This window comes from Streptomyces sp. NPDC002125 (assembly GCF_053593715.1).
Window position 1 is genome coordinate 88,035 of the sequence record NZ_JBSFDD010000002.1, and the last position, 25,798, is coordinate 113,832.

23 protein-coding genes and 1 tRNA gene are annotated in these 25,798 nt (G+C 70.3%); 22 read left to right on the top strand and 2 right to left on the bottom strand.

Annotated elements, in window-relative coordinates:
* The 13 genes from ACWCQM_RS03485 to ACWCQM_RS03545 all read left to right on the top strand — a co-directional run bounded on the left by ACWCQM_RS03485 (position 1) and on the right by ACWCQM_RS03545 (position 17,168).
* Positions 1-972, top strand: coding sequence for a carbohydrate ABC transporter permease (locus ACWCQM_RS03485; protein WP_450913688.1), 972 nt, complete (start codon positions 1-3; stop codon positions 970-972).
* Positions 969-1,817: a carbohydrate ABC transporter permease gene (locus ACWCQM_RS03490; protein ID WP_450913689.1), complete on the top strand. Its 849-nt coding sequence runs from the start codon at positions 969-971 to the stop codon at positions 1,815-1,817. Before ACWCQM_RS03485 ends, ACWCQM_RS03490 begins: the two co-directional genes overlap by 4 nt.
* Position 1,818: 1 nt before the next feature.
* Entirely contained in the window at positions 1,819-3,450 is a 1,632-nt protein-coding gene (locus tag ACWCQM_RS03495; RefSeq protein ID WP_450913690.1) for a beta-N-acetylhexosaminidase, read from the top strand.
* A 249-nt stretch (positions 3,451-3,699) separates the two neighbouring features.
* Positions 3,700-4,596, top strand: a complete 897-nt coding sequence (locus ACWCQM_RS03500) for an FAD binding domain-containing protein (RefSeq protein WP_267075394.1) — start codon at positions 3,700-3,702, stop codon at positions 4,594-4,596.
* Positions 4,593-6,296 carry a 2Fe-2S iron-sulfur cluster-binding protein gene (locus ACWCQM_RS03505; protein ID WP_450913691.1) on the top strand — a complete coding sequence of 568 codons (1,704 nt, stop codon included), beginning with the start codon at positions 4,593-4,595 and terminating at the stop codon, positions 6,294-6,296. Before ACWCQM_RS03500 ends, ACWCQM_RS03505 begins: the two co-directional genes overlap by 4 nt.
* Positions 6,297-6,375: 79 nt before the next feature.
* The gene (locus ACWCQM_RS03510; protein ID WP_450913692.1) at positions 6,376-8,709 is read left to right on the top strand and encodes a xanthine dehydrogenase family protein molybdopterin-binding subunit; all 2,334 of its coding nucleotides are present in this window, start codon (positions 6,376-6,378) and stop codon (positions 8,707-8,709) included.
* 103 nt (positions 8,710-8,812) lie between these two features.
* Entirely contained in the window at positions 8,813-9,325 is a 513-nt protein-coding gene (locus tag ACWCQM_RS03515; RefSeq protein ID WP_450913693.1) for a hypothetical protein, read from the top strand.
* A gap of 47 nt (positions 9,326-9,372) precedes the next feature.
* Positions 9,373-10,812: a WXG100 family type VII secretion target gene (locus ACWCQM_RS03520; RefSeq protein ID WP_450913694.1), complete on the top strand. Its 1,440-nt coding sequence runs from the start codon at positions 9,373-9,375 to the stop codon at positions 10,810-10,812.
* A 25-nt stretch (positions 10,813-10,837) separates the two neighbouring features.
* Positions 10,838-12,202 (top strand): type VII secretion-associated serine protease mycosin, encoded by a 1,365-nt coding sequence (gene mycP / locus ACWCQM_RS03525; protein ID WP_450913695.1) that lies wholly within the window; start codon positions 10,838-10,840, stop codon positions 12,200-12,202.
* Positions 12,203-12,338: 136 nt separating this feature from the next.
* Positions 12,339-12,773, top strand: coding sequence for a hypothetical protein (locus ACWCQM_RS03530; RefSeq protein WP_450913696.1), 435 nt, complete (start codon positions 12,339-12,341; stop codon positions 12,771-12,773).
* A 17-nt stretch (positions 12,774-12,790) separates the two neighbouring features.
* On the top strand, positions 12,791-15,136 hold the full coding sequence (locus ACWCQM_RS03535) for a hypothetical protein (RefSeq protein WP_450913697.1): 2,346 nt from the start codon (positions 12,791-12,793) through the stop codon (positions 15,134-15,136).
* Positions 15,137-15,161: 25 nt separating this feature from the next.
* Positions 15,162-15,842, top strand: a complete 681-nt coding sequence (locus ACWCQM_RS03540) for a hypothetical protein (protein WP_450913698.1) — start codon at positions 15,162-15,164, stop codon at positions 15,840-15,842.
* 375 nt (positions 15,843-16,217) lie between these two features.
* On the top strand, positions 16,218-17,168 hold the full coding sequence (locus ACWCQM_RS03545) for a MarR family transcriptional regulator (RefSeq protein ID WP_450913699.1): 951 nt from the start codon (positions 16,218-16,220) through the stop codon (positions 17,166-17,168).
* A gap of 4 nt (positions 17,169-17,172) precedes the next feature.
* Here the strand turns inward: ACWCQM_RS03545 and ACWCQM_RS03550 are convergent, their stop codons facing one another.
* Complete coding sequence (locus ACWCQM_RS03550; protein ID WP_450913700.1) at positions 17,173-17,595, bottom strand: hypothetical protein; 423 nt, start codon at positions 17,593-17,595, stop codon at positions 17,173-17,175.
* A 119-nt stretch (positions 17,596-17,714) separates the two neighbouring features.
* On the opposite strand from ACWCQM_RS03550, the gene ACWCQM_RS03555 reads away from it, so the two are divergent.
* The 3 genes from ACWCQM_RS03555 (at position 17,715) to ACWCQM_RS03565 (ending at position 19,249) form a co-directional block, all read left to right on the top strand.
* Positions 17,715-18,491: a helix-turn-helix domain-containing protein gene (locus ACWCQM_RS03555; RefSeq protein WP_450913701.1), complete on the top strand. Its 777-nt coding sequence runs from the start codon at positions 17,715-17,717 to the stop codon at positions 18,489-18,491.
* Entirely contained in the window at positions 18,488-18,739 is a 252-nt protein-coding gene (locus ACWCQM_RS03560) for a DUF397 domain-containing protein (RefSeq protein WP_450913702.1), read from the top strand. Before ACWCQM_RS03555 ends, ACWCQM_RS03560 begins: the two co-directional genes overlap by 4 nt.
* 102 nt (positions 18,740-18,841) lie before the next feature.
* Complete coding sequence (locus ACWCQM_RS03565) at positions 18,842-19,249, top strand: hypothetical protein (RefSeq protein ID WP_450913703.1); 408 nt, start codon at positions 18,842-18,844, stop codon at positions 19,247-19,249.
* Positions 19,250-19,325: 76 nt separating this feature from the next.
* On the opposite strand, the gene ACWCQM_RS03570 is transcribed toward ACWCQM_RS03565, so the two are convergent.
* A tRNA-Cys gene (locus tag ACWCQM_RS03570) sits at positions 19,326-19,400 on the bottom strand.
* A gap of 197 nt (positions 19,401-19,597) precedes the next feature.
* Here ACWCQM_RS03570 and ACWCQM_RS03575 point away from each other — a divergent pair.
* From ACWCQM_RS03575 to ACWCQM_RS03600, 6 genes are all read left to right on the top strand, one after another.
* A complete protein-coding gene (locus ACWCQM_RS03575) occupies positions 19,598-21,061 on the top strand; it encodes an MFS transporter (RefSeq protein ID WP_450913704.1) in 1,464 nt (487 codons plus the stop codon).
* 47 nt (positions 21,062-21,108) lie between these two features.
* On the top strand, positions 21,109-21,309 hold the full coding sequence (locus tag ACWCQM_RS03580) for a ribbon-helix-helix protein, CopG family (protein ID WP_129263580.1): 201 nt from the start codon (positions 21,109-21,111) through the stop codon (positions 21,307-21,309).
* A complete protein-coding gene (locus tag ACWCQM_RS03585; RefSeq protein ID WP_450913705.1) occupies positions 21,306-21,695 on the top strand; it encodes a type II toxin-antitoxin system death-on-curing family toxin in 390 nt (129 codons plus the stop codon). The genes ACWCQM_RS03580 and ACWCQM_RS03585 overlap by 4 nt, the downstream gene beginning before the upstream one ends.
* 149 nt (positions 21,696-21,844) lie before the next feature.
* The gene (locus ACWCQM_RS03590; RefSeq protein ID WP_450913706.1) at positions 21,845-23,626 is read left to right on the top strand and encodes a DEAD/DEAH box helicase; all 1,782 of its coding nucleotides are present in this window, start codon (positions 21,845-21,847) and stop codon (positions 23,624-23,626) included.
* 557 nt (positions 23,627-24,183) lie between these two features.
* Positions 24,184-24,825, top strand: a complete 642-nt coding sequence (locus ACWCQM_RS03595) for an IclR family transcriptional regulator (protein ID WP_267075409.1) — start codon at positions 24,184-24,186, stop codon at positions 24,823-24,825.
* A gap of 183 nt (positions 24,826-25,008) precedes the next feature.
* On the top strand, positions 25,009-25,797 hold the full coding sequence (locus ACWCQM_RS03600) for a S16 family serine protease (protein WP_450913707.1): 789 nt from the start codon (positions 25,009-25,011) through the stop codon (positions 25,795-25,797).
* Position 25,798: the final 1 nt, after the last annotated feature.

Here is a 25,798-nt window from a genome sequence, read left to right on the forward strand (position 1 = left end):
ATGACCGCGGACACCACACTCCACAAGGCCCCCGAAAGGCCCGGGGCGAGCGGGACGACCGCCCGCGCGCCCCGGCGCCGCCCGGCATCACCCGCGCGGCGCTCCGGCTGGACCCCCTGGCTCTATCTGCTGCCCGCGCTCGCCCTGCTCGGCGGACTCCTCGTCTACCCGATCTACCAGCTGGGCCTGATCTCCTTCCTGGAGTACACCCAGGCGCAGGTCAGCGGCGGCGAACCGACCACCTTCCAGGGCTTTCGCAACTACGCCACGCTCTTCGGCGACAGCCAGTTCTGGCAGGTGCTGCTGGCCACCGTGCTCTTCGCCGCGGCCTGCGTGGTCACCACCCTGTTCACCGGCTGCGCCCTGGCCGTCCTGCTGACCAGGATCCGCGCCCTGCCCCGGCTCGCGCTCATGCTGGCCGCGCTGGGAGCCTGGGCGACCCCGGCGATCACCGGCTCCACCGTCTGGGTCTTCCTCTTCGACCCGGACTTCGGCCCGGTCAACAAGGTGCTGGGGCTCGGCGACTTCTCCTGGACGTACGGGCGCTACAGCGCCTTCGCCCTGGTGCTCCTCGAAGTGCTCTGGTGCTCGTTCCCGTTCGTGATGGTGACCGTGTACGCGGGCATCCGGGCCATCCCCGCAGAGGTACTGGAGGCGGCCTCGCTGGACGGCGCCTCGCAGTGGCGGATCTGGCGCTCGGCCATGGCCCCGATGCTGCGGCCGATCCTGGTCGTCGTCACCATCCAGTCGGTCATCTGGGACTTCAAGGTCTTCACCCAGATCTACGTCATGACCAACGGCGGCGGCATCGCCGGCCAGAACCTGGTGCTCAACGTGTACGCGTACCAGAAGGCGTTCGCCTCCTCGCAGTACAGCCTCGGGTCGGCGATCGGCGTCGTGATGCTGGTGATCCTGCTCGCCGTCACGCTGGTCTATCTGCGCCTCGTACGGCGCCAGGGGGAGGAACTGTGAGCGCACGCACGCTTCTGCGCGTCCGCAGGCCGGGACGGCTGGCGGCGGAGGCCGCGGCCCTGCTCATCGCCGTCGTCGTCGCCTTCCCGCTCTACTGGATGGTGCTCTCCGCCTTCAAGCCCGCGGGGGAGATCCAGTCCACCGAGCCGCGCCCCTGGACCCTGGCTCCCTCCCTCGACTCGTTCCGCAGAGTCTTCGAACAGCAGGAATTCGGCCGCTACTTCCTCAACAGCCTGATCGTCGCCGGCACCGTCGTCATCGCCTCCGCGCTGATCGCCTTCCTCGCCGCGACGGCCGTCACCCGATTCCGCTTCAAGTTCCGCTCGACCCTGCTCATCATGTTTCTCGTGGCACAGATGGTGCCGGTCGAGGCGCTGACCATCCCGCTGTTCTTCCTGATGCGGGACTTCGGCCAGCTGAACACCCTGGGATCGCTGATCCTGCCGCACCTCGCCTTCTCGCTGCCTTTCGCGATCTGGATGCTGCGCGGCTTCGTGAAGGCCGTCCCGGACGCGCTGGAGGAGGCCGCCTACATCGACGGGGCGAGCCGCACCCGCTTCCTCTGGCAGATCCTCTTCCCGCTGGTCTTCCCCGGCCTCGTGGCGACGAGTGTCTTCTCCTTCATCTCGACCTGGAACGACTTCCTGTTCGCGAAATCGTTCATCATCAGCGACACCTCCCAGTCGACGCTTCCCATGGCGCTGCTGGTCTTCTTCAAACCCGACGAGAACGACTGGGGAGGGATCATGGCGGCCTCGACCGTGATGACCATCCCCGTACTGGTCTTCTTCGTCCTCGTACAGCGGCGCCTGGTCTCCGGGCTCGGCGGAGCGGTTAAGGACTGACATGCACGAACTGATTCCGGCACCCCTGCACACCGGTGCCCCCGGACGGTGCGGGTTCGTCCTGGACGCCGCCACCACGCTCACCGCAGGCCCCGGCACCGAGGGCACGGAGCGCTGGCTGCGCACCACCCTCCAGGCCGCCTTCGGGCTGCCGCTCGCCCCCGGGACGGGCGAGGACGGGAACACCGTCGAGCTGCGCGTCGATCCCTCCCTGGAACCTGAGGGATACCGGCTGGGCGTGTCGCCCACTTGGGGCGTGCGCATCACCGGAGGGAGCGCGGCCGGGGTGTTCTGGGGCGCGCAGACCCTGCGTCAGCTCCTGGGCCCCGAGGCATTCCGCCGCGCGCCCGTCAGCCCCGGCACGCAGCGGGGCGTCCCGTACACCGAGATCGAGGACGGCCCCCGCTTCGGCTGGCGCGGGCTGATGCTCGACGTGGCACGGCACTTCATGCCCAAGGACGATGTGCTGCGCATGCTCGATCTGCTGGCGGCCCACAAACTGAACGTCTTCCATTTCCACCTCACCGACGACCAGGGATGGCGCGTCGAGATCAAGCGCCACCCCCGGCTCACGGAGGCGGGAGCCTGGCGCGCACGCACCAAATACGGCCACCGCGCCTCGGAACTGTGGGACGAGACACCGCACGGCGGTTTCTACACCCAGGACGACATCCGCGAAATCGTGGCGTACGCCGCCGAGCGGCATATCCGCGTCGTCCCCGAAATCGACATCCCGGGCCACTCGCAGGCAGCCATCAGCGCGTATCCGGAGCTGGGCAACACCGATGTCATCGACACCTCCGCGCTTTCCGTGTGGGACACCTGGGGGGTCAACCCGAACGTACTCGCCCCCACTGACAACACCCTGCGCTTCTTCGAAGGGGTCTTCGAGGAACTGCTCGACCTCTTCCCCGCCGACGTGTCGCCGTTCATCCATATCGGGGGCGACGAATGCCCCAAGGACCAGTGGAAGGCGTCGCCGTCGGCACAGGCCCGCATGGCCGAACTCGGCCTGGCCGACGAGGACGAGCTCCAGTCCTGGTTCATCCGGCACTTCGACCGCTGGCTCACCGGCCGGGGGCGCCGCCTCATCGGCTGGGACGAGATCCTGGAGGGCGGCCTCGCGGAGGGCGCGGCCGTGACGTCCTGGCGGGGGTACGCGGGCGGGATCGCCGCCGCCGAGGCCGGGCACGACGTCGTGATGTGCCCCCTGCAACAGGTGTACCTGGACTACCGCCAGGACGGGGGCCCCGACGAGCCGATGCCCATCGGGTACGTCCGCACCCTGGAGGACGTCTACCGCTTCGAGCCCCTGCCCCCGGGCCTCTCGGAGGAGGCGGCCCGGCACGTCATGGGCACCCAGGCCAACGTCTGGACCGAGGTCATGCAGAACAGGGCCCGCGTCGACTACCAGGTCTTCCCGAGGCTCGCCGCCTTCGCCGAGGTCGCCTGGTCCCGCCTCCCGGCGTCCGGCGAGCGGGACTTCGCCGATTTCGAACGGCGGATGACTTCGCACTACGCCCGGCTCGACGCCCTCGGGGTGGACTACCGTCCGCCGGCGGGACCGCATCCGTGGCAACGGCGGCCGGGCGTCCAGGGTCGCCCGATCGAGGGACCGCCCCCGGTCCTGTGACCTCCGTCCCACGCCCGGACCGGGGGAAGAGAATAAGTCGTACGAACTCGCTGAAGAGTGGCATTTCGTGCGCCGGGCCGAAGCTCTGGCAAAGCTGACTTTTCCCCTGGTCGGGGACGGAAACACCCTTCGCGGACCCTCGCGTCGCAGCGCCCGGAAGATGTGCCAGAGTTGCCACGTCCCGGCCGTGAGCACGTACCGTACGGCGGACAGGCGGGACTGCCGGGACACCGGGAAGGGGCAGCTGGGTTGACCACGCACGCACCGCAGGCGATGCGGTCGGTAACGCTGCCGGCCTCGCTCGACGAGGCCGTGGCGGCTCTCGGCGCCATGCCCGCCGCCGTTCCCGTGGCCGGCGGCACGGACCTCATGGCGGCCGTCAACAAGGGCCTCCTGCGGCCCTCGGGACTGGTCGGCCTGAGCCGGATCAGCGAGCTGCGCGGCTGGCACTACCAGGACGGCCACGCCCTGCTCGGCGCCGGTCTCACCCACGCGCGCATGGGACGGCCCGACTTCGCCGCCCTCATCCCCGCGCTCGCCGCGTCCGCGCGTGCCGCGGGCCCGCCCCAGATCCGTAACGCCGGGACGCTCGGCGGCAACATCGCCTCCGCCGCGCCGACCGGCGACGCCCTGCCGGTGCTGGCCGCCCTGGAGGCCGAGCTCGTCATCGCGGGCCCCGGCGGCGCGCGCCGCGAGATGCCCGTCTCGCACCTGCTGGCCGGGCGCGAGATGCTCGAACCCGCCGAGCTGATCGGCTTCGTCCGGGTGCCGCTGCTGCACGCCCCCCAGGTCTTCCTGAAGGCGACCGGGCGCACCGGACCCGGTCGCGCCACCGCCTCCGTCGCTATCGTCCTGGACCCGGCCCGGCGCGGGGTGCGCTGCGCGGTGGGCGCGATCGCACCGATGCCCCTGCGGCCCCTGGAGGCCGAACGCTGGATCGCCTCCCTGATCGACTGGGACGGCGAACGGGGCCTGGCCCCCGACGCGCTGGCCGCCTTCGGCGAGTACGTCGCGGCTGCCTGCATCCCGGACCAGGCACCACCGGACGACGGGGGAGAGGCACCTCCGCTGTCGCCCGCAGTCCTGCACCTGCGGCGCACGGTCGCCGCGCTCGCCCGACGCGCACTGGGGAGGGCACTGTCGTGAGCAATGAAGAGAACCCCGAGCAGCAGCACGGGCAGCCCGACCCGTACGCGGGCTGGCAGCCGACCCCGCAGGGCGGTGAGTACGACGCCGAGGCGACCGCCTTCGTCCACCTGCCCCCGGAGGACCTCGCCAACCTCGGGAACGACCCGCTGGCCGCGCCCGGCCAGGGGTACGTACCGCCGATGATCCTGCCGCTGACCCCGGCGGCGGGCCTCGACCCCGCGGTGACGGGCAGCTGGGTCCTGCAGACCCAGAGCCAGCAGGAGCGCGCGGCCGGCCACTCCACGAGCGCGGAGCCCGTTCCGGACGCGGTGCACTGGCCCGACCCGAACCAGCAGCCCGAGCCGTACCAGCAGCCGTACCCGGACACCTCCCAGTACGGCCCGACCTCGTCGGCCACGGCCCAGTGGAACTTCACCGAGGCGCTGCCCCAGGCCGAGCCCGAGCCCGAGCCGGTCCCCGAGCCCGCCGGGCACACCGGTCAGTGGACGATCCCGGTGGCGGACGGCGACCTCCCCGAGGAATCGGGCGAGTTCGCCGCCTCGGCGCTGGCCTCCCCCTGGTACGCCGACTCCGCCCCCGCCACGCTGCCGGGCGGCGCGCCCGCACCGTGGGCGACGCAGGCCCCGGAGCCCGCCCCCGAGCCCGTCGGCTTCGAGCCCTCGGAGTCCTCCGGCTTCGAGGCTCCGGAGCCGTCCGGCTTCGAGGCTCCGGAGGCCTCCGGCTTCGACACCCCGGTGTCCTCCGGCTTCGAGGCTTCGGCGGACGACTCCCTGCCCGGACACCCGGAGACCCCGGCGCACCCGGAGGCCGTGGAGGCCCCCGGGGCGCCCGAGGCCCCTGCTGCCGCTGATGCACCGCAGGCCCATGAGGCCCCTGAGCCCCTGGACGTCCAGGAGGCCCCGGAGGCCGCCGAGCCGACGGAGGCACCGTCCGCCGAAGGCCCCGCACCCGAGGACGCGTCCGCCACCGAGGCGGCCGGACCCGCCGCAGAGCAGGCCCCCGAGGCCGCACACGCCGAGGCGGCTCCCGAGCCCGAGGCCGAGCCCGCTCCCGAGCCCTTGGGCGACCCCGGGGCCGTCGCTCCCGTGGACGTACCCAGCCAGCACCCCTCGGCCTCGTACGTCCTCCATGTGAACGGTGCCGACCGCCCCGTCAGCGACGCCTGGATCGGCGAGTCCCTGCTGTACGTGCTCCGCGAGCGCCTCGGCCTCGCCGGGGCAAAGGACGGCTGCTCCCAGGGTGAGTGCGGCGCCTGCAACGTCCAGGTCGACGGCCGCCTCGTGGCCTCCTGCCTGGTCCCCGCGGCCACGACGGCGGGCAGCGAGGTCCGTACCGTCGAGGGCCTCGCGGTGGACGGCGAACCCTCCGACGTCCAGCGGGCGCTGGCCGAGTGCGGGGCCGTCCAGTGCGGCTTTTGCATCCCGGGGATGGCCATGACCGTCCACGACCTCCTGGAGGGCAACCACGCCCCCAGCGAGCTGGAGACGCGCCAGGCGCTCTGCGGGAACCTCTGCCGGTGTTCCGGCTACCGGGGCGTGCTCGACGCCGTACGCGAGGTCGTCGCCGGCCGGGAGGCGACCGCCGAGGCGGCGGCGGAGGCTGCGGCCACCGCGCCGGAGGAGCCCGAACCGCGCATCCCGCACCAGGCCGCGCCCGGAGCGGGCAGCGTCCAGGCACACGAGGGAGACGTCCGGTGAGCACCGCGCCGTCTCCCGCACGACCGGTCACCCCCGCCAACAGCCGCCGCCGCAGCGGAGCGAACGACAAGGAGGCGGCGTGACCAGCGACGCAGCCACCGCGACCAGCACCCCGCGCACCAACCCGCAGCCCGAGGGCACCGAGCCGGACCAGGAGGCGCCCGCGCTCGGCCTGGGCACCTCGCTGCCGCCCGCCGACGCCCGCGCCAAGACCGAGGGCACGTTCCCCTACGCGGCCGACCTGTGGGCCGAGGGACTGCTGTGGGCCGCGGTGCTGCGTTCCCCGCACCCGCACGCGCGCATCCTGTCGATCGACACCTCGGGTGCGACCGGGATGCCGGGCGTGCGCGCGGTCGTCACGCACGAGGACATCCCCGGGGACGGCGCGTACGGCCGCCGGGTCGTCGACCGCCCGGTGTTCGCGTCCGACCTCGTGCGCCACCACGGCGAGGCCATCGCCGCCGTCGCCGCGGACCACCCCGACACCGCCCGGCTGGCCGCCGCCGCGATCACCGTCGAGTACGAGGTCCTCGAACCGGTCACCGACCCCGAGAAGGCCTTCGCCGCGGAGCCCCTGCACCCCGACGGCAACCTCATCCGCCACATCCCGCTGCGCTACGGCGACCCGGACACCGTGGGCGAGGTCATCGTCGAGGGGCTGTACCGCATCGGCCGCCAGGACCCCGCCCCGATCGGCGCCGAGGCCGGCCTCGCCGTGCCCCGCCCCGACGGCGGCGTCGAGCTCTACACGGCCTCCACCGACCCGCACACCGACCGCGATCTGGCCGCCGCCTGCTTCGGCCTGGACCCCGAGCGGGTCAAGGTCGTCGTGACCGGCGTCCCCGGGGCGACCGGCGACCGGGAGGACCCCGGATTCCAGATCCCGCTGGGCCTGCTCGCCCTGCGCACCGGCTGCCCGGTGAAGCTCGCCGCCACCCGCGAGGAGTCCTTCCTCGGCCACGCCCACCGCCACCCGACCCTGCTGCGCTACCGCCACCACGCGGACGCCGAGGGACGGCTGGTCAAGGTCGAGGCCCAGATCCTCCTCGACGCGGGGGCGTACGCCGACTCCTCGTCCGAGTCGCTGGCCGCCGCTGTGGCCTTCGCCTGCGGCCCGTACGTCGTCCCGCACGCCTTCATCGAGGGCTGGGCGGTCCGTACGAACAACCCGCCCTCCGGCCATGTCCGCGGCGAGGGCGCGATGCAGGTCTGCGCGGCGTACGAGGGCCAGATGGACAAGCTGGCGGCGAAGCTGGGCATCGACCCGGTCGAGCTCCGGCTCCGCAACGCCCTCTCCACCGGCGACATCCTGCCCACCAGCCAGACCGTGACCTGCCCGGCCCCGGTCGCCGAACTCCTCCGCGAGCTCAGCGAATTCCCGCTGCCCGCGCTCCCCAAGGACGCCCCCGAGGACGACTGGCTGCTCCCGGGCGGCCCGGAGGGCGCGGGCGAGCCCGGCGCCGTACGCCGTGGTGTCGGCTACGCCGTCGGCATGGTGCACATGCTCGGCGCCGAGGGCGCGGACGAGGTCTCCACGGCCACGGTCCGGGTCCACGACGGTGTCGCCACCGTCATCTGCGCGGCCGTCGAGACCGGTCAGGGCTTCACCACGCTCGCCCGGCAGATCGTCCAGGAGACCCTGGGCGTCGAAGAGGTCCACGTCGCCGCGGTCGACACCGACCAGCCCCCGGCGGGCCCGGCGACGCACGGCCGCCACACCTGGGTCTCGGGCGGAGCGATCGAACGCGCGGCCAAGATGGTCCGCACACAGCTCCTCCAGCCCCTGGCGCACAAGTTCGGCATGTCCACGGAGCTCCTCCAGATCGCGGACGGCAAGATCACCTCGTACGACGGTGTGCTGTCCACGACGGTCACGGAGGCGATGGACGGCAAGGAACTCTGGGCCACCGCCCAGTGCCGCCCGCACCCCACGGAGCCCCTGGACGAGTCCGGTCAGGGCGACGCCTTCGTCGGCCTCGCCTTCTGCGCGGTCCGCGCGGTGGTGGACGTCGACATCGAGCTCGGCTCGGTCCGTGTGGTCGAGATGGCCGTCGCCCAGGACGTCGGCCGGGTCCTGAACCCGTCCCAGCTGGCGACCCGCATCGAGGCGGGCGTCACGCAGGGCATCGGCGCGGCCCTCACGGAGAACCTCCGCACGGCCCGCGGTCTGATCCGGCACCCGGACCTGACGGGGTACGCACTTCCGACCTCCCTGGACGCTCCGGACATTCGCATCGTCAAACTGATCGAGGAACGGGACGTCGTCGCCCCCTTCGGGGCCAAGGCCGCGTCGGCGGTCCCGGTGGTGACCTCCCCGGCTGCGGTGGCCTCGGCGGTCCGCGCGGCGACCGGCCGCCCGGTCAACCGTCTCCCGATCCGCCCGCAGGCAGCGGTGGCCGTCGCGAAGTCATGACGTGTGATTCACGTTGCACCTGCAACCCGGGGGTGCGGGCTGTCACCGGTGCTGACTACAGTGATCCCTGAAGTCGTGGCCGGCCGGATACGGGGAGGGTGCTGTGCTGCCGAGTGATGGGGTCGGAGCTGCGCTGGGAGCGATCCCGGTCCTGGGAGTCGCCACGGCGGGTGCCGCCGTCGAACTGGCCACCGAGCTGACGTCGTTCACCAAGTTCCGCAACCGTATCGACGAGATACTGGACGACCTCAAGACGTCGCCGGCGGGCCCCAAGAAGCTGGGCGAAGACCCCATGGTCCGCGCCCAGTTCGGTGGCGGCGACAGCCAATGGGCCGAGGCCGCCAGCCTGTTCACGTCCTACCAGTCCGTGATCACGGAGCTGGAGTCGCTCTCCAAGCTGCTGTCGGACTCCATAGAGGGCATGAGCATCGCGGTCCTCGCGTCGCACAACGGCTACGAGAACCTGGACATCGACATCCGCCGCCGCATGCTCGCGATCTCGGACGAGGCGAAGAAGCACTACGGCGGTGAGTACGACCCGACGCAGCCGGCGAAGCAGCACGGGGACACGACGCCGCCCACGCCTGCGCCGGAGCCGAGCACCGGGACGATCTGATGGCGGGGACGATCACTGGCACGGCGCGGGGATAGACGGGGGCTGGGATGGACCACAAGGAATCAGGGCAGGGGACGCCCTTCGACGGCATGTCCCACGAGACGATGCTGGCATGGCTGGACAAGGCCAACAGCGGGGCGATCCAGGGTGCGTCGGACCGCCTGGTGAGCGCGGCCACGGAGATCCGCAAGATCGCGGAGGACCTGAAGGTCCGCCCCCAGATGGTCGAGTGGAAGGGCGAGGGCGCCGACGCCTTCCGTACCTGGAGCGCCGACCTGGCCAACGCGACGCTGCGCCTGGGCGACTACAGCGAGGGCGCGTCGAAGTGGCTGGCCCAGGCCTCGGACGCACTGGCCTCCGCCCAGGTCGCCATCCCGCGCACGGACGCGGGCGCCGAGGCGAACCTGGAGGCGGCGCGGGCGGCGCGGAACGACCCGGACGCGTCGGCCGTCGAGAAGAAGTCCCTGGAGACGCTGCTCGCCGCGAAGGAGTCGAACCGCCAGGAGGCGGCGGCGCAGATGCGGAGGCTGGCGCAGTCGTACGCGTTCTCGGCGTCGCAGATGGACGGCCTGGAGAAGCCGGTGTTTCCGCCGCCGCCGGGGGCGATTGTTCCGGAGCGTGAGGAAGAGGCGCGCAACGTGAGCGCCAGCCGCGAGTTCGGCCCGGCTGCGTCGACCGGTGCCACGTCCGCGTCGACAAGCACCACCGGGGGCGGCATTGACGTTCCAGGGACCGTGGGCGCGGCTTCGCGTGGCACATCGGACCCACTCAGTGTGCCCGTGGCTTCTGCCACGCGGCCTGTGGACATGGAGATCGCCGGAACGGCGACGCTCCCTGACACGCCGTCCGTCACGCCGGTTGCCCCCACTGCCCCTGCCGGAGGAAAGGTCGATGCCTTGCCTCCACTCACGGGACCCGTTGTTGGCGGGGGGCCCGTGCTGCCGCCGAACACGAGTGGTGGCAAGCCTGTGAGTATGGTGCGTCCGCCCACTGCCGGCGGGCCGAACCTCGGGAACAATCTCGCAGGCAGGCCTGCCCGTGACGCCAGCATCGTCGGGGGCCGCCCTGTGGCTCAGTCCACCGGCCGACCGCTGGGAGGACTTCCCCGTGGCAATGTCATCGGCGGCGAAGGCACCCATGGCGGCCGTGCTCCGATGGCGCACGGTGGGGGCCTCGGGGGTTCGGGTGGCCAGAACGGCATTGTCGGTGGGCGGCGGCTGGCCGGCGAGACCGGTGGGATGGTTGGTGGGCGCCCCCAGCAGGGACGCTCTGTTGGCCGCCCCTTCACTCCTGGGGGCACCGGCCTGGTCCGGGGTACAGCGGGAGAGAACGGCCGTGGCACCGGTGCGCTGGGGCGCGCGGGGATCAATCCTCAGCGGCCAGAGGACTCGCGTCGCGAGGGCGGCGAGCGTCCGGACTACTTGGTCGAGGACGAAGAAACCTGGCAGCAGGGCGGTCGCCGCGTCGTCCCGCCAGTCATCGACTGAGCCGTAGAGACGAAGAAGGATTCGGATGCGTACCAACAGCACCACGGGCAGTTCCCGTCGAAGTGTGGTCCCCGTCGTGCTGGGGCTTCTGCTCGCAGTCGGTGCTTCGACGCCTGCCTTCGCGGACTCGGCCCGCTCCGAGCAGTGGCATCTCGACGCCATGAAGGCGGAAGAGATGTGGAAGACGAGCACCGGCGAGGGAGTCACCGTTGCGGTGATCGACTCAGGTGTGGACGCAACCAATCCTGACCTTGCTGGACGTGTCCTGGAGGGTCTGAACCTGGAGAAGGATCTTCCGGGCGACGAGCTTGAGGACTACAGCGGGCATGGTACGGGCATGGCCGGTCTCATCTCCGGGACCGGCCAAGCTCTCGGAGGGAACGGTGCCTTCGGTCTGGCGCCGGGTGCCAAGATCCTCCCGATCCGGATGCCCAAGGCAGGCGGGGCCGCGAACCAGGCCGCTGGGGACAAGCGGTTCAACGAGAACCTTCCGAAGGCCATCAAGTACGCCGTAGACCACGATGCCAAAGTCATCAACGTCTCGCTGGGCGTGACAACCGGATCGCAGAATCTGAACGAGGCTGTCGAATATGCGCTGACCAAAGGCGCCCTGATCTTCGCCTCCACCGGAAACAGCGGCGACGGCTCCAACCTGGTCGAGTACCCGGCAGGTACGCCAGGAGTGGTCGGTGTGGGGGCTGTTGGCCAGGACCTCCAGAGGACCGACGAATCCCAGTACGGCCCGCAGGTGGACCTCACCGCGCCGGGGGAGGAGATGATTCATGCCTGTGGCGGGGAGACCGGGTTCTGCGAGTCCCACGGAACCAGTGACGCCACCGCCCTCGCCTCCGCCTCCGCCGCCCTCATCTGGTCCAAGCACCCCGACTGGACCAACAACCAGGTCCTCCGCGTCCTCCTGAACACGGCGGGCGGGCCGACGACCGGGGAGGAGCGGGCCGACGACATCGGGTACGGCATCGTCCGGCCCCGTATCGCCCTGACGACCCCCGGCGACCCCGGCCCCGCCGACGAGTACCCGCTCCCCGACCTCGCCGCAGCCGCCTCGCCGGCTCCCTCCGCCGAGCCGTCCAAGGCGGCCGGCGGCGCGGAGACGGGCGACGAGCCGGCCGCCGCAGCCCCGGCCGCCGACGACGAGGGCGGCAACGCCGCGCTCTGGATCGGCCTGGGCGTCGGCGCGGTGGTCGTCATCGGAGCGGTGGCGGCGATCATCCGCTCCCGCCGTCGCACGGCGCCCCCGGCGGCTCCCACGGCCGCCCCGTACGCGTACCAGCCGCCCCAGCAGCCTCAGCCGCCCCACCGCCCCGCCTACGGCCCGCCGCAGGGCTCCAACGGGCCCTACGGTGGCCCGCCGCAGGGCCCCGGCGCCTGAGGCCGGGCGGGCGCGGCCGGGGCGGATCACCCGCCGCCCCGCGTGTGCGACCTGAAACCGAACAGCTAGCGTGTGCGTCGCCGGAACCGTAGCGGTGGCTTCCGGCGGGCCACGGGAAACGACCATGGGGGAATTCGTGACGTTCGACGCTGAATGGGCGGCTCTTCGGGCGGAATCGACGCAGCGGGTCGATATGCGGCTCAACAGCGTCCCTGCCGAGGGCGGCAGTAGCGGCGGCCCCGCGAACGCCGATCTGGCGGTCAACCAGGACAACCTGGGGGCCATCGGACACGACGCCTACGAGGTGCGTACCCGGTTGTCGAAGGACGGTGACCACGCCCGTCCGACGACCTTCGACGCGGCGATCGCACTCACCAACGGGAACTTCAGCAGTGGCTCCGCGCTGATGAAGGTTCACGACCGCTGGCAGACGCACATGAAGACGCTGCTCGACGCCTGTGCGCAGATCTCCAACCACCTCAATTACACGAAGTCCGCGCACTCCAAGGACGACGTGCAGATCGGTGGCGATCTCATCTCGGTGTCCAAGCTCAACGACTATCTGAAGTAAGGCCCGGGGGAATCCGCATGCTGAAGTTCGAAGACATCGTCGATGCTCCCGTAGCCAAGCTGAAGTCGGCGGCCGACGACTGGTCGGAGATGGTCACCAAGCTCGATCGGCTGGCCGACGACGCCAACGACGGCATGAAGGCCAAGGCGGACAAGGCCGAGTGGGAAGGCGCGAACGCCGGGGTCACCAAGGGGTTCATAGCCAAGACGGCCAAGGAGTTCAAGGACGCCGCGGCCGAGGCGAAGGGCGTCAAGGCGATTCTCGAGGAAGCCCACACGGCCATCAAGAAGGCCAAGGACGACCTCGTCAATATCCGGGACCACGAGGGACCGGCGGCCGGTATGCACATCGACGCCAAGGGCAAGGTCACCGCGCGCCACCCCGTGGAGGACATCCCGGCCTCGCAGCGCGCTCACGACCCCGACTATCCGGAGCTCGCACGCCAGCAGAAGGCGAACATCGCGTCCTGGCAGAAGAAGATCGACAACATCGTCGAGACCTGCAACGACACGGACGAGACCTTCAAGCTCACCCTTGAGGCCAACGTGACCGAGGGCAAGGACTTCAGCGCCCCGAAGTACACGAAGATGGACCAGGAGGAGGCCGCACGGGCCGCCACTCTGGCCGCCAAGGGCCGCGACATCACGCACACCGAGCTCCAGGCACTCAACGAGCTGTTGCACGACAACAGCAAGTCGGTGGAGTTCTCGAAGAACTTCTACGAGAAGCTCGGCCCGGAAAAGTCGCTCGCGTTCTTCGGGCAGCTCTCCACGGACACGTACAACTACGGCAAGGTCGACAAGGAACGCCTCAAGGACGTCCAGGACCTCCAGAAGAACCTGGGCCTCAACCTGGCGACCGCTTCCCACGACAAGGACTTCAGCGAGAAGTGGGGCCCCGAGCTCCGCAAGATGGGTACGGAACGTATCCCGCTCGCCAAGCACGACTACAACGGGCCGTACGGCTACCAGCTGCTCGGCGGGATCATGCGGTACGGGAACTACGACAAGTCGTTCCTCAACCCGATCGCCGAGCACGTGGCGCAGCTGCACCAGAAGGACCCGTACATGTTCGCCGACAACAAGGTGGTGAACAGCCCGTTCAAGAACCCGTTCAACCCGTCCGGCGTCAACGGTGCGGGATACGACCCGACCACCGCCATGCTGGAGGCGCTCGGCAACAGCCCGGACGCGGCCAAGCACTTCTTCAATGACCCGCCGACCGCGTACAACGAGGACGGCACGGTCAACAAGGGCGCCACGGCGGACCTCGGCAAGAACGGCGACACGCCGATCGAGAACTACCTCGACTTCTTCGGCAACGAGAAGTGGGAGTCGTTCGGAGACGTCAACTCTCTCGACGAGGACGAGCTCAAGGGCTCCCTCAACCACATGCCCGACGCTCTGGGCCACGCCCTGGAGGCGGCCACACTCGGCTACCCGGCCGGGCACCCGGACGCCGGTGTGGTGCGGGACGACGACAACGCCGCGGTCATGCAGCAGGTCATGGAGAAGTACGGGGCGGACGCCGGCCTGCTCAAGCAGCAGGAGGCGATGTCCGACAGCCTGGGCACCATGGGCGCCGGCTACATCGACGACATCAACTGGGCCTTGGACAAGGGCGACCCGGACAGTGTGTTCGCCCCGAAAAACTCGGAGGGGCACATCGACTTCGAGGATGACACGGAGGGCAGGAGCATCACTCGTGGCTTCCTCAGCGCCCTCGGTCAGCACCCGGACGCCTACGCGACGGTCTCGGCCGCGGAAGAGGTGTACACGCGGAGTGTGCTGGAGAACCAGGTCGACTCCAACGGGGTGATCGACAAGGGCAGCGCCCGAAACGCTGTGCACGTCGGTGCGGAGGTCCAGGGCATGCTCGACCAGTCCCGGGCCGACCAGGTCCAGGCCGACAACATGAAGAGCCACGAGGATTACGAGAAGGCTGTCGCCAAGCGCTCCGGATGGGTCGAGTTCGGCGCGGCGGCGGGCATCGCCGCGGGCGTCGCCTTCCTGCCGGCCACCGCGGCGGTCGGGACGGCGGCCGTGCTCATCCCCCTGGCCACCGACACGGCCAGCGGTGGGCTGGAGCAGCTCGCGGGGCAGTTCATCGGTGACCTCTCGGACAAGTCGGTCGACGAGAGCAAGGAGAAGGCCGAGGAGCTGACCAGGGAGGAATGGAACAAGATCTATCGGGCCGGCGAGTCCACGGCCGAAGCGCCCATGGAGGACTTCCTCGGCCGCCACACCGGGGACTCGAAGGAGGACAAGGAGTTCCGTCAGGACATGAAGGAGTCCATGAGGAACGGCTATTCGACCGGTAACGAGCGGGAGAACCAGCAGGGCCAGGATCCGGAAACGGGCTGACGAGAACATGGAAACCGGTGGAGGGATGAAGAGCGTGGGACTGGCACGGGCAGGGCGCCTGGCGGCCGTCGTCGGCCTGGTCGTGGCCGCAGGAGCGGGCCTGGCGGCCTGCGGCTCGGACGCGGAGGGCAAGGGCGGCGATGAGACCTTCGTGGGGGCCGACAAGGTCTGCGGCGGCCTGTTCGACGCGTCCTTGGCGAAGAAGGTCGAAGCGGTCACGACGGACTCGGAGTTCTTTGCCAGTGGCACCGGCGGCCGGGACAAGGTCGTCGAGGCGCTGACGGACGGATACGAGTCCGGGCGTAGCTGGGCCACGGGGGCGGACCTGTGTGAACTCAGCCCGAAGGGCGGCGGAGCCGGCGACGGAGCGGCGCTCAAGTTCTCCATGTACGCCCCGCAGGACGTGAAGGACCTGAGGACCGCCCCCGGCACGGTGTCCTACACGATGGGCAAGAGGTCCGAGGCGCGGGCCACCGGAGCCTCGCTCTACCTCGAGTGCGTCAGCCCGCAGCTCAAGGGCTCGGAGGCGCAGCCGCTGCGCATCTACGGGGGCTTCACGGTGGGGGAGAGTGATGCCCCGGACACGCCCGAGACCCGTGACGCCAATCTGGAGATCCTTCACACCGGGGCTCTCTCCGTGGTGAAGGAACTCGGCTGCGAGGACAACGCAGGGCTGCCCGAGACTCCCGATCTCACCCCGAAGTAGACGCTCGGCGGGGGCGGGCGGTGACCCCGACGCTCGGGTCCCGAGTCTCGGGGGTCGAGCGCCGGGTGCGGCCCTGTCACTCGTTCAGGGGGTCCGGGGACTCCTGCGGGCCGACGCTTGAGCTTCGGGATTCGAGGGCCGAGTCGCGAGGGCCGGGGTTCGAGCGGTGTTGTTCATCCGGGGGGTAGGTAAGGGCTTTTGGGGAAACCTCCCCTCCCTCCCACCCCGTCACGGCCAGCAAGTATGACTAATCGTGATCGAGTTGCAGCGGAGAGTCGCGACTGCTTACGGTGCCCACAACGAGACGACCCCGACGGGTGTTTACCGCACCGGCCGGGGTCTGACCCAAGATCGAGCACCTAGAAAGACGATCTCGTGGCTATCCAGCACCTTAACTCCGCCCCGCCCGCCCCCGCAGCCTCGCGCCCGTACACCAAGGCTCCCACCGGCTACGGCAAGCAGACCGTCCCGGCCCAAGGCCCCGCCGATACAGCCGCCTTCGCCCTCCTACCCGAGCGGGAGCGTTATGTCGCCGGGTATGTCGACCATCTGCCCGACGGTGCCGCCATGGACATCAAGTCGCTGGCCAAGGACCTGCCCCTGTACGGCCAGATGGCCATCGGCACCGCTCTGCGCGCCCTCGCCGTGGCCGGGCATCTGCGCCGCGTCCGCTGCCGGGTGGAAGGCGCCGGTCAGTGCCGGTGGGTGACGCTCACCTACTGGTCCCGTACCGCCCATGACAACGAGTGGTGGACCGCCAGGCTCGCAGGCGAGGCGGCCACCGCCCCGGAGCAGGCACCCGTACCGGTGGTCGTGCCCCAGCAGCGCACAGTGGAACGACCCGCAGTGGACGTGCCGACCCCGGACGCAGGGGCGCCGTCCCCCGCCTACCTCACCCTCGCCGAACTCGGCCGCAGGGAACCCCGCCTGGCGCTCTCCGCCGCCGACTGCGCAGCTCTGGAACCGCTCGCCGCCGCATGGTTCGCGCGAGGTGTGAGCGCCGACTACCTGACCTCGGCGCTCACCGCCGGACTGCCCGAGCCCATCGGATCACCCATCGGCCTGGTACGCCGCCGCCTCACCGACAAGATGCCGCCCCAGCTGCCCACAGCACCCGCACCTGTCCAGGGCCCGCCCGGCACTCCCGTGCGCGCTCTTCTGGTCGAGTGCACCGAATGCGGGCGCCCCGGTCCGGCCGGAGCTCTCCCGGACGGCCTGTGCCGCCCCTGCGGGACCGCGTCGGCCGAAGAGGCGACGCCCGCCGAGGTCGAACGCGATGTCCCTGCACTCGTCGCCAGCCTCCGCAACCTGATGCGCACTCCCTGAGGAATCACGCGTCGGCCACGTGCGCGGCCTCCGGAGCGAGTTGGGCCATCACCAGTCCGTACAGCAGCTCCGCGTCCACGAAGTCCCCGTCCTGCGGGGGCCCGCAGCGCCAGCTCAGCGGATACGTGTTGCCGTGGGCAGCCGGAATCCCCACGTACTGGTCGCGGGCAGCCGGGCCGAAGCACTTCGCGCCGGGCGGCCAGTCGAAGTCCTGGCTGGCGCCGGGTTCCAGCAGGAAGTACGTCCACCGCGCACCCGCGATCTCCCGCACGACGGGCCCCGGATCGCCGTCTGTGAGCGTGGCGAGGTGGTGCAGCACCGCCTCGCCGCAGACGCCGCGCAGTCGGATCGCGTCGAAGTAAATGCCAGTCAGGTGGAGTTGGAGCCCCGAGGCGGGTACCCATTCGGGGAGCTTCTTGCTCGTCATGGCAATGAGCATCGCGGTGGCTGCGTAGCGTGACCAGGAGGTGGCGATCCACATCGGTGCAGTGTGGGGAACGGTGGTGAGTTGTGGGGACGACTGAGGTATCCCATGTTCGGCGACTCGTGGGGGAGTTGGTTCGCGTCCATCGGGTGCGTGCTGGGTTCACGCAGAGGACGGCTGCGCAGAAGTTGCTGATCTCGGAGTCGCTGATGGGCGCGGTCGAGCGCGCGGAGCGCATCCCGTCGATCGGTCTGCTGGTGGCGGCCGACGAACTGTTCGCAGCGAACGGTGCTCTGAAGGAGTGCTGCGAGATGCTGGACGAGGAGAAGTATCCTCCGAAGTTTGTGAACTGGGCACAGTTTCAGCGGACCGCTCGGGTCATCAACGGGTACGAGACGATGGTGATGCCAGGTCTGCTTCAGACCGAGGCGTACGCGTACGCCCTACACCGGGTGCGTGTGCCCGCGTACACGGAGGCCGAGGTCGTCAGCCGCGTCGAAGCGAGGCTGGAGCGCCAGGCGGTTCTGACGCGCACACCGCCTCCCCACATCGGATACGTCGTGGAGGAGTCGGTCTTGGAGCGATGCTTGGGCGGGCCTGACGTGCTGAAGGGGCAATTGCAGCACATGCTCGACTGCATCGAACGCCATAACCACCTGACAGTGCAGGTGATGCCGACAGCGCAGCACACCCATGCAGGGCTGATGGGGTCGATGCACTTGATGTCCACGGCGGAGGGTCGTGCGGTCGTGTACGTGGAGGCGCGTGGCGGGGATAGATTTATCTCGCAGCCGGACCAGGTCATCGACATGCTCGACCTCTTCGGCATCTTGCGGGCTCAGGCGCACAACCCCTGGGAATCCGCAGAGATCATCGAGAAGAAGATGGGGCAACTGTGAGCTACCACGCCACCCGACTGATCTGGTTCAAGTCCAGCCACAGCGGCAACGAGGGTGCCGAGTGCATTGAAGTCGCCTACGACTGGCACAAGTCCAGCTACGGCGGCAACGAGGGCGCGACCTGCGTAGAGGTCGCCACCTGCCCCCACACCGTCCACGTCCGTGACTCCAAGGTCACCGACGGCCCCACCTTCACCGTCACCCCCGCCGCGTGGACCGCATTCGTGGCGGGTGCGGTCACGGGCTGACCGTACCCACGGCCCGACGTGGCACCGGCCCGCCGGATACTTCCGTGAGGCACAGTTCCGCGCCCGATAGGCAAGTTGGACAATCAACGGGGGAGACTTCTCATGCAATGGCCAGCCCGACAGGAATTCGACCGTTGGGCCGGACGGCAGCAGAGCTGGGGCGCCGGCCTGATGGCGGTCTCCGTGGCCCTGTTCCTCTGGCTGGGGTACTTGCTGCTGATCCCGTTCACCGTGCATGACTATCAGGATGAAATCGCCTGCGATGCGCCGGTGTTCTACGACAGCGAGAGCACGTCGTACAGCCAAGGCGCGGGGAAGCTGTGCAGCGTCGAGCGTGACTGGCCGGAACTCCTCGGAATCGGATTCCTCGCCGTACCCCCCGCCGTCGCGGGTGCGGCGCTGTTCGTGAGCGGGAGCGCACGCAAGCGGGCGAGTTCCCATGTCTTCCGGATTTTGGAGATGCAGGAGTCCGAGGAGCGAGCCCGGCAGAAGGTGCGGCCACAATCCTGAGCCATTGCCGGTATTCGCCTCGCACGCAGAAGAGGCCGCCCACCACGGGGGCGGCCTTCCCTTCCGGGTCTTCCGCTGGAGGCCGTGACCGGATTCGAACCGGTGTAACTCGAGTTGCAGTCGAGCCCCTGAACCACTCGGGCACACGGCCGTGCGTTTCTTGATCTGCCGTCGACGGTACGGGGCCTGTGGGGCGGGCTCAAGGGTCGCGGGCGGCCCGCAACGCGACTGCCATACCGCGTTCACAGTCACCCGTGGGGCCGAGGTGGCGGTCGTACGACCAAGGGACCAGAGGGATACGCCACCCGACAGGGGTCACCGGGCTTTGCGGCCCTTACTCTGAGGCTCATGACTGCCCTGGAACCCCGTGACGCCGAGGTCACCGCCGCCCTCGTGGAGACCACCGCACCCGCCCCGGTCGAAGGCGTGCTCGGGCGTACATACCGGGCGCTCAGCATCGGGATCGTGTCCGTCGTGCTGCTCATCGCCTTCGAGGCGACCGCCGTCGGCACGGCGATGCCGGTGGCCGCGCGTGAGCTGCACGGCATCCCGCTCTATGCCTTCGCCTTCTCCGCGTACTTCACCACCAGCCTCTTCGCGATGGTGCTCTCCGGGCAGTGGGCCGACCGGCGCGGGCCGCTCGCGCCGCTCGCCACCGGGATCGGGGCGTTCGGGGCCGGGCTGCTGCTCTCCGGTACGGCGGCCGGCATGTGGATCTTCATCCTGGGGCGGGCCGTCCAGGGTGTCGGCGGCGGGCTCGTGATCGTCGCGCTGTACGTGGTCATCGGGCGCGCCTATCCGGAGCGGATCAGGCCGAGCATCATGGCGGCGTTCTCGGCGGCCTGGATCGTGCCGTCCGTCGTCGGGCCGCTCGCCTCGGGGACCGTGACCGAGCAGCTCGGGTGGCGCTGGGTCTTCGTCGGCATCCCGGTCCTCATCCTTCTGCCGCTCGGCCTCGCGCTGCCGGCGATACGGCGGATGGCGGGCGGTCCCACGGACGCGGAGGCGGCGGCCGAGCCGTTCGACCGGAGGCGCATCCGGCTCGCCCTCGGGATCTCGGCAGGCGCCGGGCTGCTCCAGTACGCCGGCCAGGAGCTGCGCTGGCTCTCCCTGGTCCCGGCGCTGGCCGGTGCCGCGCTGCTCGTGCCCGCCGTGCGCGGGCTGCTGCCCGCGGGGACCGTGCGGGCCGCGCGGGGGCTGCCCGCGGTGATTCTGCTGCGGGGGATGTCGGCCGGCTCGTTCATCGTCGCGGAGTCCTTCGTGCCGCTGATGCTCGTGACCCAGCGCGGGCTCTCCCCGACCCTGGCCGGCCTCTCCCTGGCCGCCGGCGGCCTGACCTGGGCTCTCGGCTCGTACGTCCTGGCCAGGCCCCGGCTGGAGCCTCACCGGGGCGCGCTCATGGTGGCGGGCATGGTGCTCGTGACGCTGTCGATCCTCGCCGCGCCCGCCGTGCTGATCGAGTCGGTACCGGTGTGGACGCTCGCTGCGGTATGGGGTGTCGGCTGCTTCGGCATGGGCATGGTGATCGCGTCGACGAGCGTGATGCTGCTGAAGCTGTCGGCCCCGCAGGAGGCGGGGGCCAACTCGGCCGCCCTCCAGATCTCGGACGGTCTCTCCAACGCGCTGCTGCTCGCCGCGGGCGGTGCGGCGTTCGCCGCGCTCGGCGGCGGCTCGGTGGGCGCGGCGGCGCACGGGGCTGTGGGAAGCGGTACGGCCGCGGCGCACCCCGGTGCGTTCATGGTGGTGTTCCTGCCGATGGCGGCGGTGGCACTGATGGGCGTGTGGGTGGCGGGGCGGACGCAGCCCCGGTAGCGCCCGTACGGTACCATTTTGGCCCCATGCGGTGGTACCGTTTTGGTATGGCTATGAACCTGCGTCTTCGCGACGACCAGACCGAGGCACTCAAGCAGCGGGCTGAGCAGGAGGGCACCAGCATGCACGCGATACTGCTCAAGGCCGTCGACGACTACCTCGCCCGGACTGCGCAGGAGGCCATCGTCCGTAAGACGGCCAAGGAGCAGGCCGCCAAGTGGGGCGAGCTCATGGACCGGCTGAAGTGACCTGCGTCTATCTCTCCTCCGAGGACATCCTCGTCATCGCCGGATACGCCTGCGACGACATGCAGGTGGTCGTGCGGGACGTGGGGCTCCTGGAATCCGCGGCACACCGCCCTTCCGCCGCCATGTTCGGGGAGGAGGCGTATCCGGACGTGATCGACAAGGCCGCTGCGCTCCTCCAGTCCCTCGCGGTCAACCATCCACTTTTCGATGGCAACAAACGGACGGCATGGCTGTCCTGCGTCTCGTTCCTGGCGATGAACGGAGTGGACCTGCGGCCCGACATCGACGCGGCGGAACGCCTGGTCATCGCGGTGGCGACCGGCGAGACGGACGAGGTGAAGGTCATCGCCCAGGGGCTGCGGGAGCTGGTCGTCGCCGAGGTGTGAGAGCTGTCGCATTCTGCTCCGGGGCGGCGCCGTTCAGGGAAGGTTCCGCTCCCCCCGCCGGTAGGGTGGCCCGGTTGTCGTATCGCGTGCGGGCCGGCTCCGGCTCGTACGGACAGCGCCCCACGTACCCGAGTGCCGAACCGGAGACCGTGACTACTACCGCCTCCCACCATCTCTCACCCGCCTTTCCCGGACGCGCCCCCTGGGGGACCGCCGGGAAGCTGCGTGCCTGGCAGCAGGGTGCCATGGAGAAGTACATCCAGGACCAGCCGCGGGACTTCCTCGCGGTCGCGACGCCCGGCGCCGGGAAGACCACCTTCGCGCTGACCCTCGCCTCGTGGCTGCTGCACCATCACGTGGTGCAGCAGATCACCGTCGTGGCGCCCACCGAGCACCTCAAGAAGCAGTGGGCGGAGGCGGCGGCCCGCATAGGGATCAAGCTCGACCCCGACTACAGCGCCGGACCGGTGAGCAAGGAGTACCACGGCGTCGCGATCACGTACGCCGGTGTCGGCGTGCGCCCCATGCTCCACCGCAACCGCTGCGAGCAGCGCAAGACGCTCGTGATCCTCGACGAGATCCACCACGCCGGTGACTCGAAGTCCTGGGGCGAGGCGTGCCAGGAGGCCTTCGACCCGGCGACCCGCCGGCTGGCCCTCACCGGTACGCCCTTCCGCTCGGACACCAACCCGATCCCCTTCGTCGCGTACGAGGAGGGCAACGACGGCATCCGCCGTTCCTCGGCCGACTACACCTACGGCTACGGCAACGCGCTCGCCGACGGCGTCGTCCGCCCCGTGATCTTCCTCAGCTACAGCGGCAACATGCGCTGGCGCACGAAGGCGGGCGACGAGATCGCCGCTCGGCTCGGTGAGCCGATGACCAAGGACGCCATCGGCCAGGCCTGGCGCACCGCGCTCGCGCCCACCGGCGACTGGATTCCCAATGTGCTGGCCGCCGCCGACAAGCGGCTGACCGAGGTGCGCAAGGGCATTCCGGACGCGGGCGGGCTGGTCATCGCGACGGACCAGGAGTCGGCGCGTGCGTACGCCAAGATCCTCAAGTCGGTCACCGGTGAGAAGCCGACCGTGGTCCTCTCCGACGAGAAGGCCGCGTCGAAGAACATCGACAAGTTCAGCCAGGACGAATCGCGCTGGATGGTCGCGGTGCGCATGGTGTCGGAGGGCGTCGACGTGCCGCGTCTCGCGGTCGGCGTGTACGCCACCACGATCTCGACGCCGCTCTTCTTCGCGCAGGCCGTCGGGCGTTTCGTGCGGTCGCGCAGGCGTGGCGAGACCGCCTCGGTGTTCCTGCCGACCATCCCGATGCTCCTCGACTTCGCGAACGAGATGGAGGTCGAGCGCGACCACGTGCTCGACAAGCCGAAGAAGGGCAGCGACGAGGAGAACCCGTTCGCCGAGGAGGACCAGCTCCTCGCGGACGCCGAGAAGCTGGAGGACGAGGAGACCGAGGAGCAGCTGCCCTTCGAGGCGCTGGAGTCCGACGCGGTCTTCGACCGGGTGCTGTACGACGGTGCCGAGTTCGGCATGCAGGCGCACCCGGGCAGCGAGGAGGAGCAGGACTACCTCGGCATCCCCGGGCTCCTCGAACCCGACCAGGTGCAACTGCTGCTCCAGAAGCGGCAGACCCGGCAGATCGCGCACAGCCGCCAGAAGCCGGCCGCGGAGGCCGACCTCCTGGAGAAGGCCGCCGAGAACCGGCCCGTGGTCACGCACAAGAAGCTGCTGGAGCTCCGCAAGCAGCTCAACACGATGGTGTCGGCCTACACCCACCAGAGCGGCAAGCCGCACGGGGTGATCCACACCGAGCTGCGGCGGGTGTGCGGCGGACCGCCGAGCGCGGAGGCCACGGCCGGGCAGATCCAGGACCGGATCAAGAAGGTCCAGGAGTGGGCCACCCGGATGCGGTGAGCGACGGCGGACGCCGGGGAATTCACGGGTCCGGTACGGGGATGAGCCCCGTGCCGGACCCGTTCTCCGTCCGGTGGCCGACGCGATGTCTTCGGCGCGGGACGGTGATGTCCCCGGCGCGGTCCGCCGATGTCCCCGGCGCGGGCTGAGCGGGGCGAGGGCGTGCGCGTGCGGGCGGGCGCCGGAGCGCGCACGGGCGCGGGAAAAATTTGTGGCGCATATTTCACGGTGGGTTAACAATCGTTCACGGGTGATGTACGGAGCGTCGCGAGGACGTCACCCGACTTGAACGCGCGTAGATGTTCGCGTTCCGGACGGTTCCGCGCTGACCGGCGGTTATGCGGGCGCGTTCCGGTGGGAGACCGGATTCTGGACGAGGTCTTCCGCTGAGCGGACCCGCTCGCTAATCTCCCCGAAACATGAACGCCCCGTGGCAATGTGGCCTCGGAGCGCAGCCGGTGCCATGGCCAGTCGGCGGCCTCTCGGTGCGTCGCCGTGGGACCGGCGTCGGCATCCCGGAGAGAAACCGCCCCGCTCACCAAGAGGGAGAGGGCGTCGTGACCGCGGAGACTTCTCAGACGCTCGACAGGGGACTGCGTGTCCTCAAGTTGCTCGCCGATACCGATCACGGCCTGACCGTCACCGAGTTGTCCAACAAACTCGGGGTCAACCGCACCGTGGTCTACCGACTGCTCGCCACCCTGGAACAGCACGCCCTCGTCCGGCGTGACCTGGGCGGCCGGGCCAGGGTGGGCCTCGGCGTGCTGCGCCTGGGCCGGCAGGTGCACCCCCTGGTCAGGGAGGCGGCGCTGCCCGCTCTGCGCTCCCTGGCGGAGGACATAGGGGCCACCGCCCACCTCACCCTCGTCGACGGGGCGGACGCGCTGGCGGTCGCCGTCGTCGAGCCGACCTGGACCGACTACCACGTGGCGTACCGGGCCGGGTTCCGCCACTCCCTGGACCGGGGCGCCGCGGGACGGGCGATCCTCACCGCCCGGCAGAAGACGGTCGACCACCCGGGCTACACCCTCACTCAGGGCGAGCTCGAAGCCGGTGCCTGCGGGGCCGCCGCGCCGCTGGTCGGGGTCTCGGGAGTTGAGGGCAGCGTGGGCGTGGTCATGCTCGCCGACGCCGTACCGGAACGAGTCGGCCCGCGTGTCCTCGACGCGGCCCGCGAGGTCGCGGACGCCCTGCGCTGAGGTCCGGCGGCTGGGGTGGAGGCCCCGCGCTGAGATCCGGCGGCCGGACGTCCTGCGCTGAGATCCGGCGGCCGGACGTCCTGACCCCGCGCCGAGGCCGCAGGGCCCGGCCGCGAGGCTCCGGCGACTCCGGCCGCCCCGGGGCGTTCGGAGTCCGGGGCGCGCGGCGGATAGATTGGACGGGTGGCTCTTCGTCTCTCTCGCCCCCGCACCCTCGCCCTCTGCGCGCTGCCCGTCCTGGCGCTGTTCGGCACGGCCGCCTTCGCGCCGCTCCCGTTCACCGTGGCGCAGCCCGGTACCACCGCCGATGTGCTCGGGGACAGCAAGGGGACGCCGGTCATCACGATCAAGGGCGCGCCCACCCGGGCCCCCGAGGGTGAGCTGCGCATGACGACGATCCTCGCGACCGCGCCCACGGCCGACATCGGGATCGCAGACGTGGTCGACAGCTGGTTCCGGACGGACCGGGCGGTCATGCCGCGTGACTCGGTCTATCCGTCGGGCGAGTCCGAGAAGGAGATCGAGCAGCACAATTTCCAGGACATGAAGGAGTCGCAGAACGTCGCCGTCGACGCGGCCCTGAACTACCTCGACAAGAAGCCGGGTTCGGTGGACATCACGCTGCGCCTCGCCGATGTCGGCGGCCCCAGCGCGGGCCTGTTCTTCTCGCTCGGCATCATCGACAAGCTGGACGGCAACGGCTCCGGCGGCGATCTGACCGGTGGGCGCACCGTCGCCGGTACGGGCACGATCGAGGCCGATGGCGCGGTCGGCGCGGTCGGCGGGGTCTCCCTGAAGACGCAGGCCGCCCGGCGCGACGGCGCTACGGTCTTCCTGGTCCCGAAGGCCGAGTGCAAGCAGGCGGAGGCCGAGCGGCCCGACGGTCTGCGGCTGATCCCCGTCACGACCCTGAAGGGCGCGGTGTCCTCGCTGCGGGCGCTGGACCAGGGTGGCAAGGTCCCGAGCTGCTGAC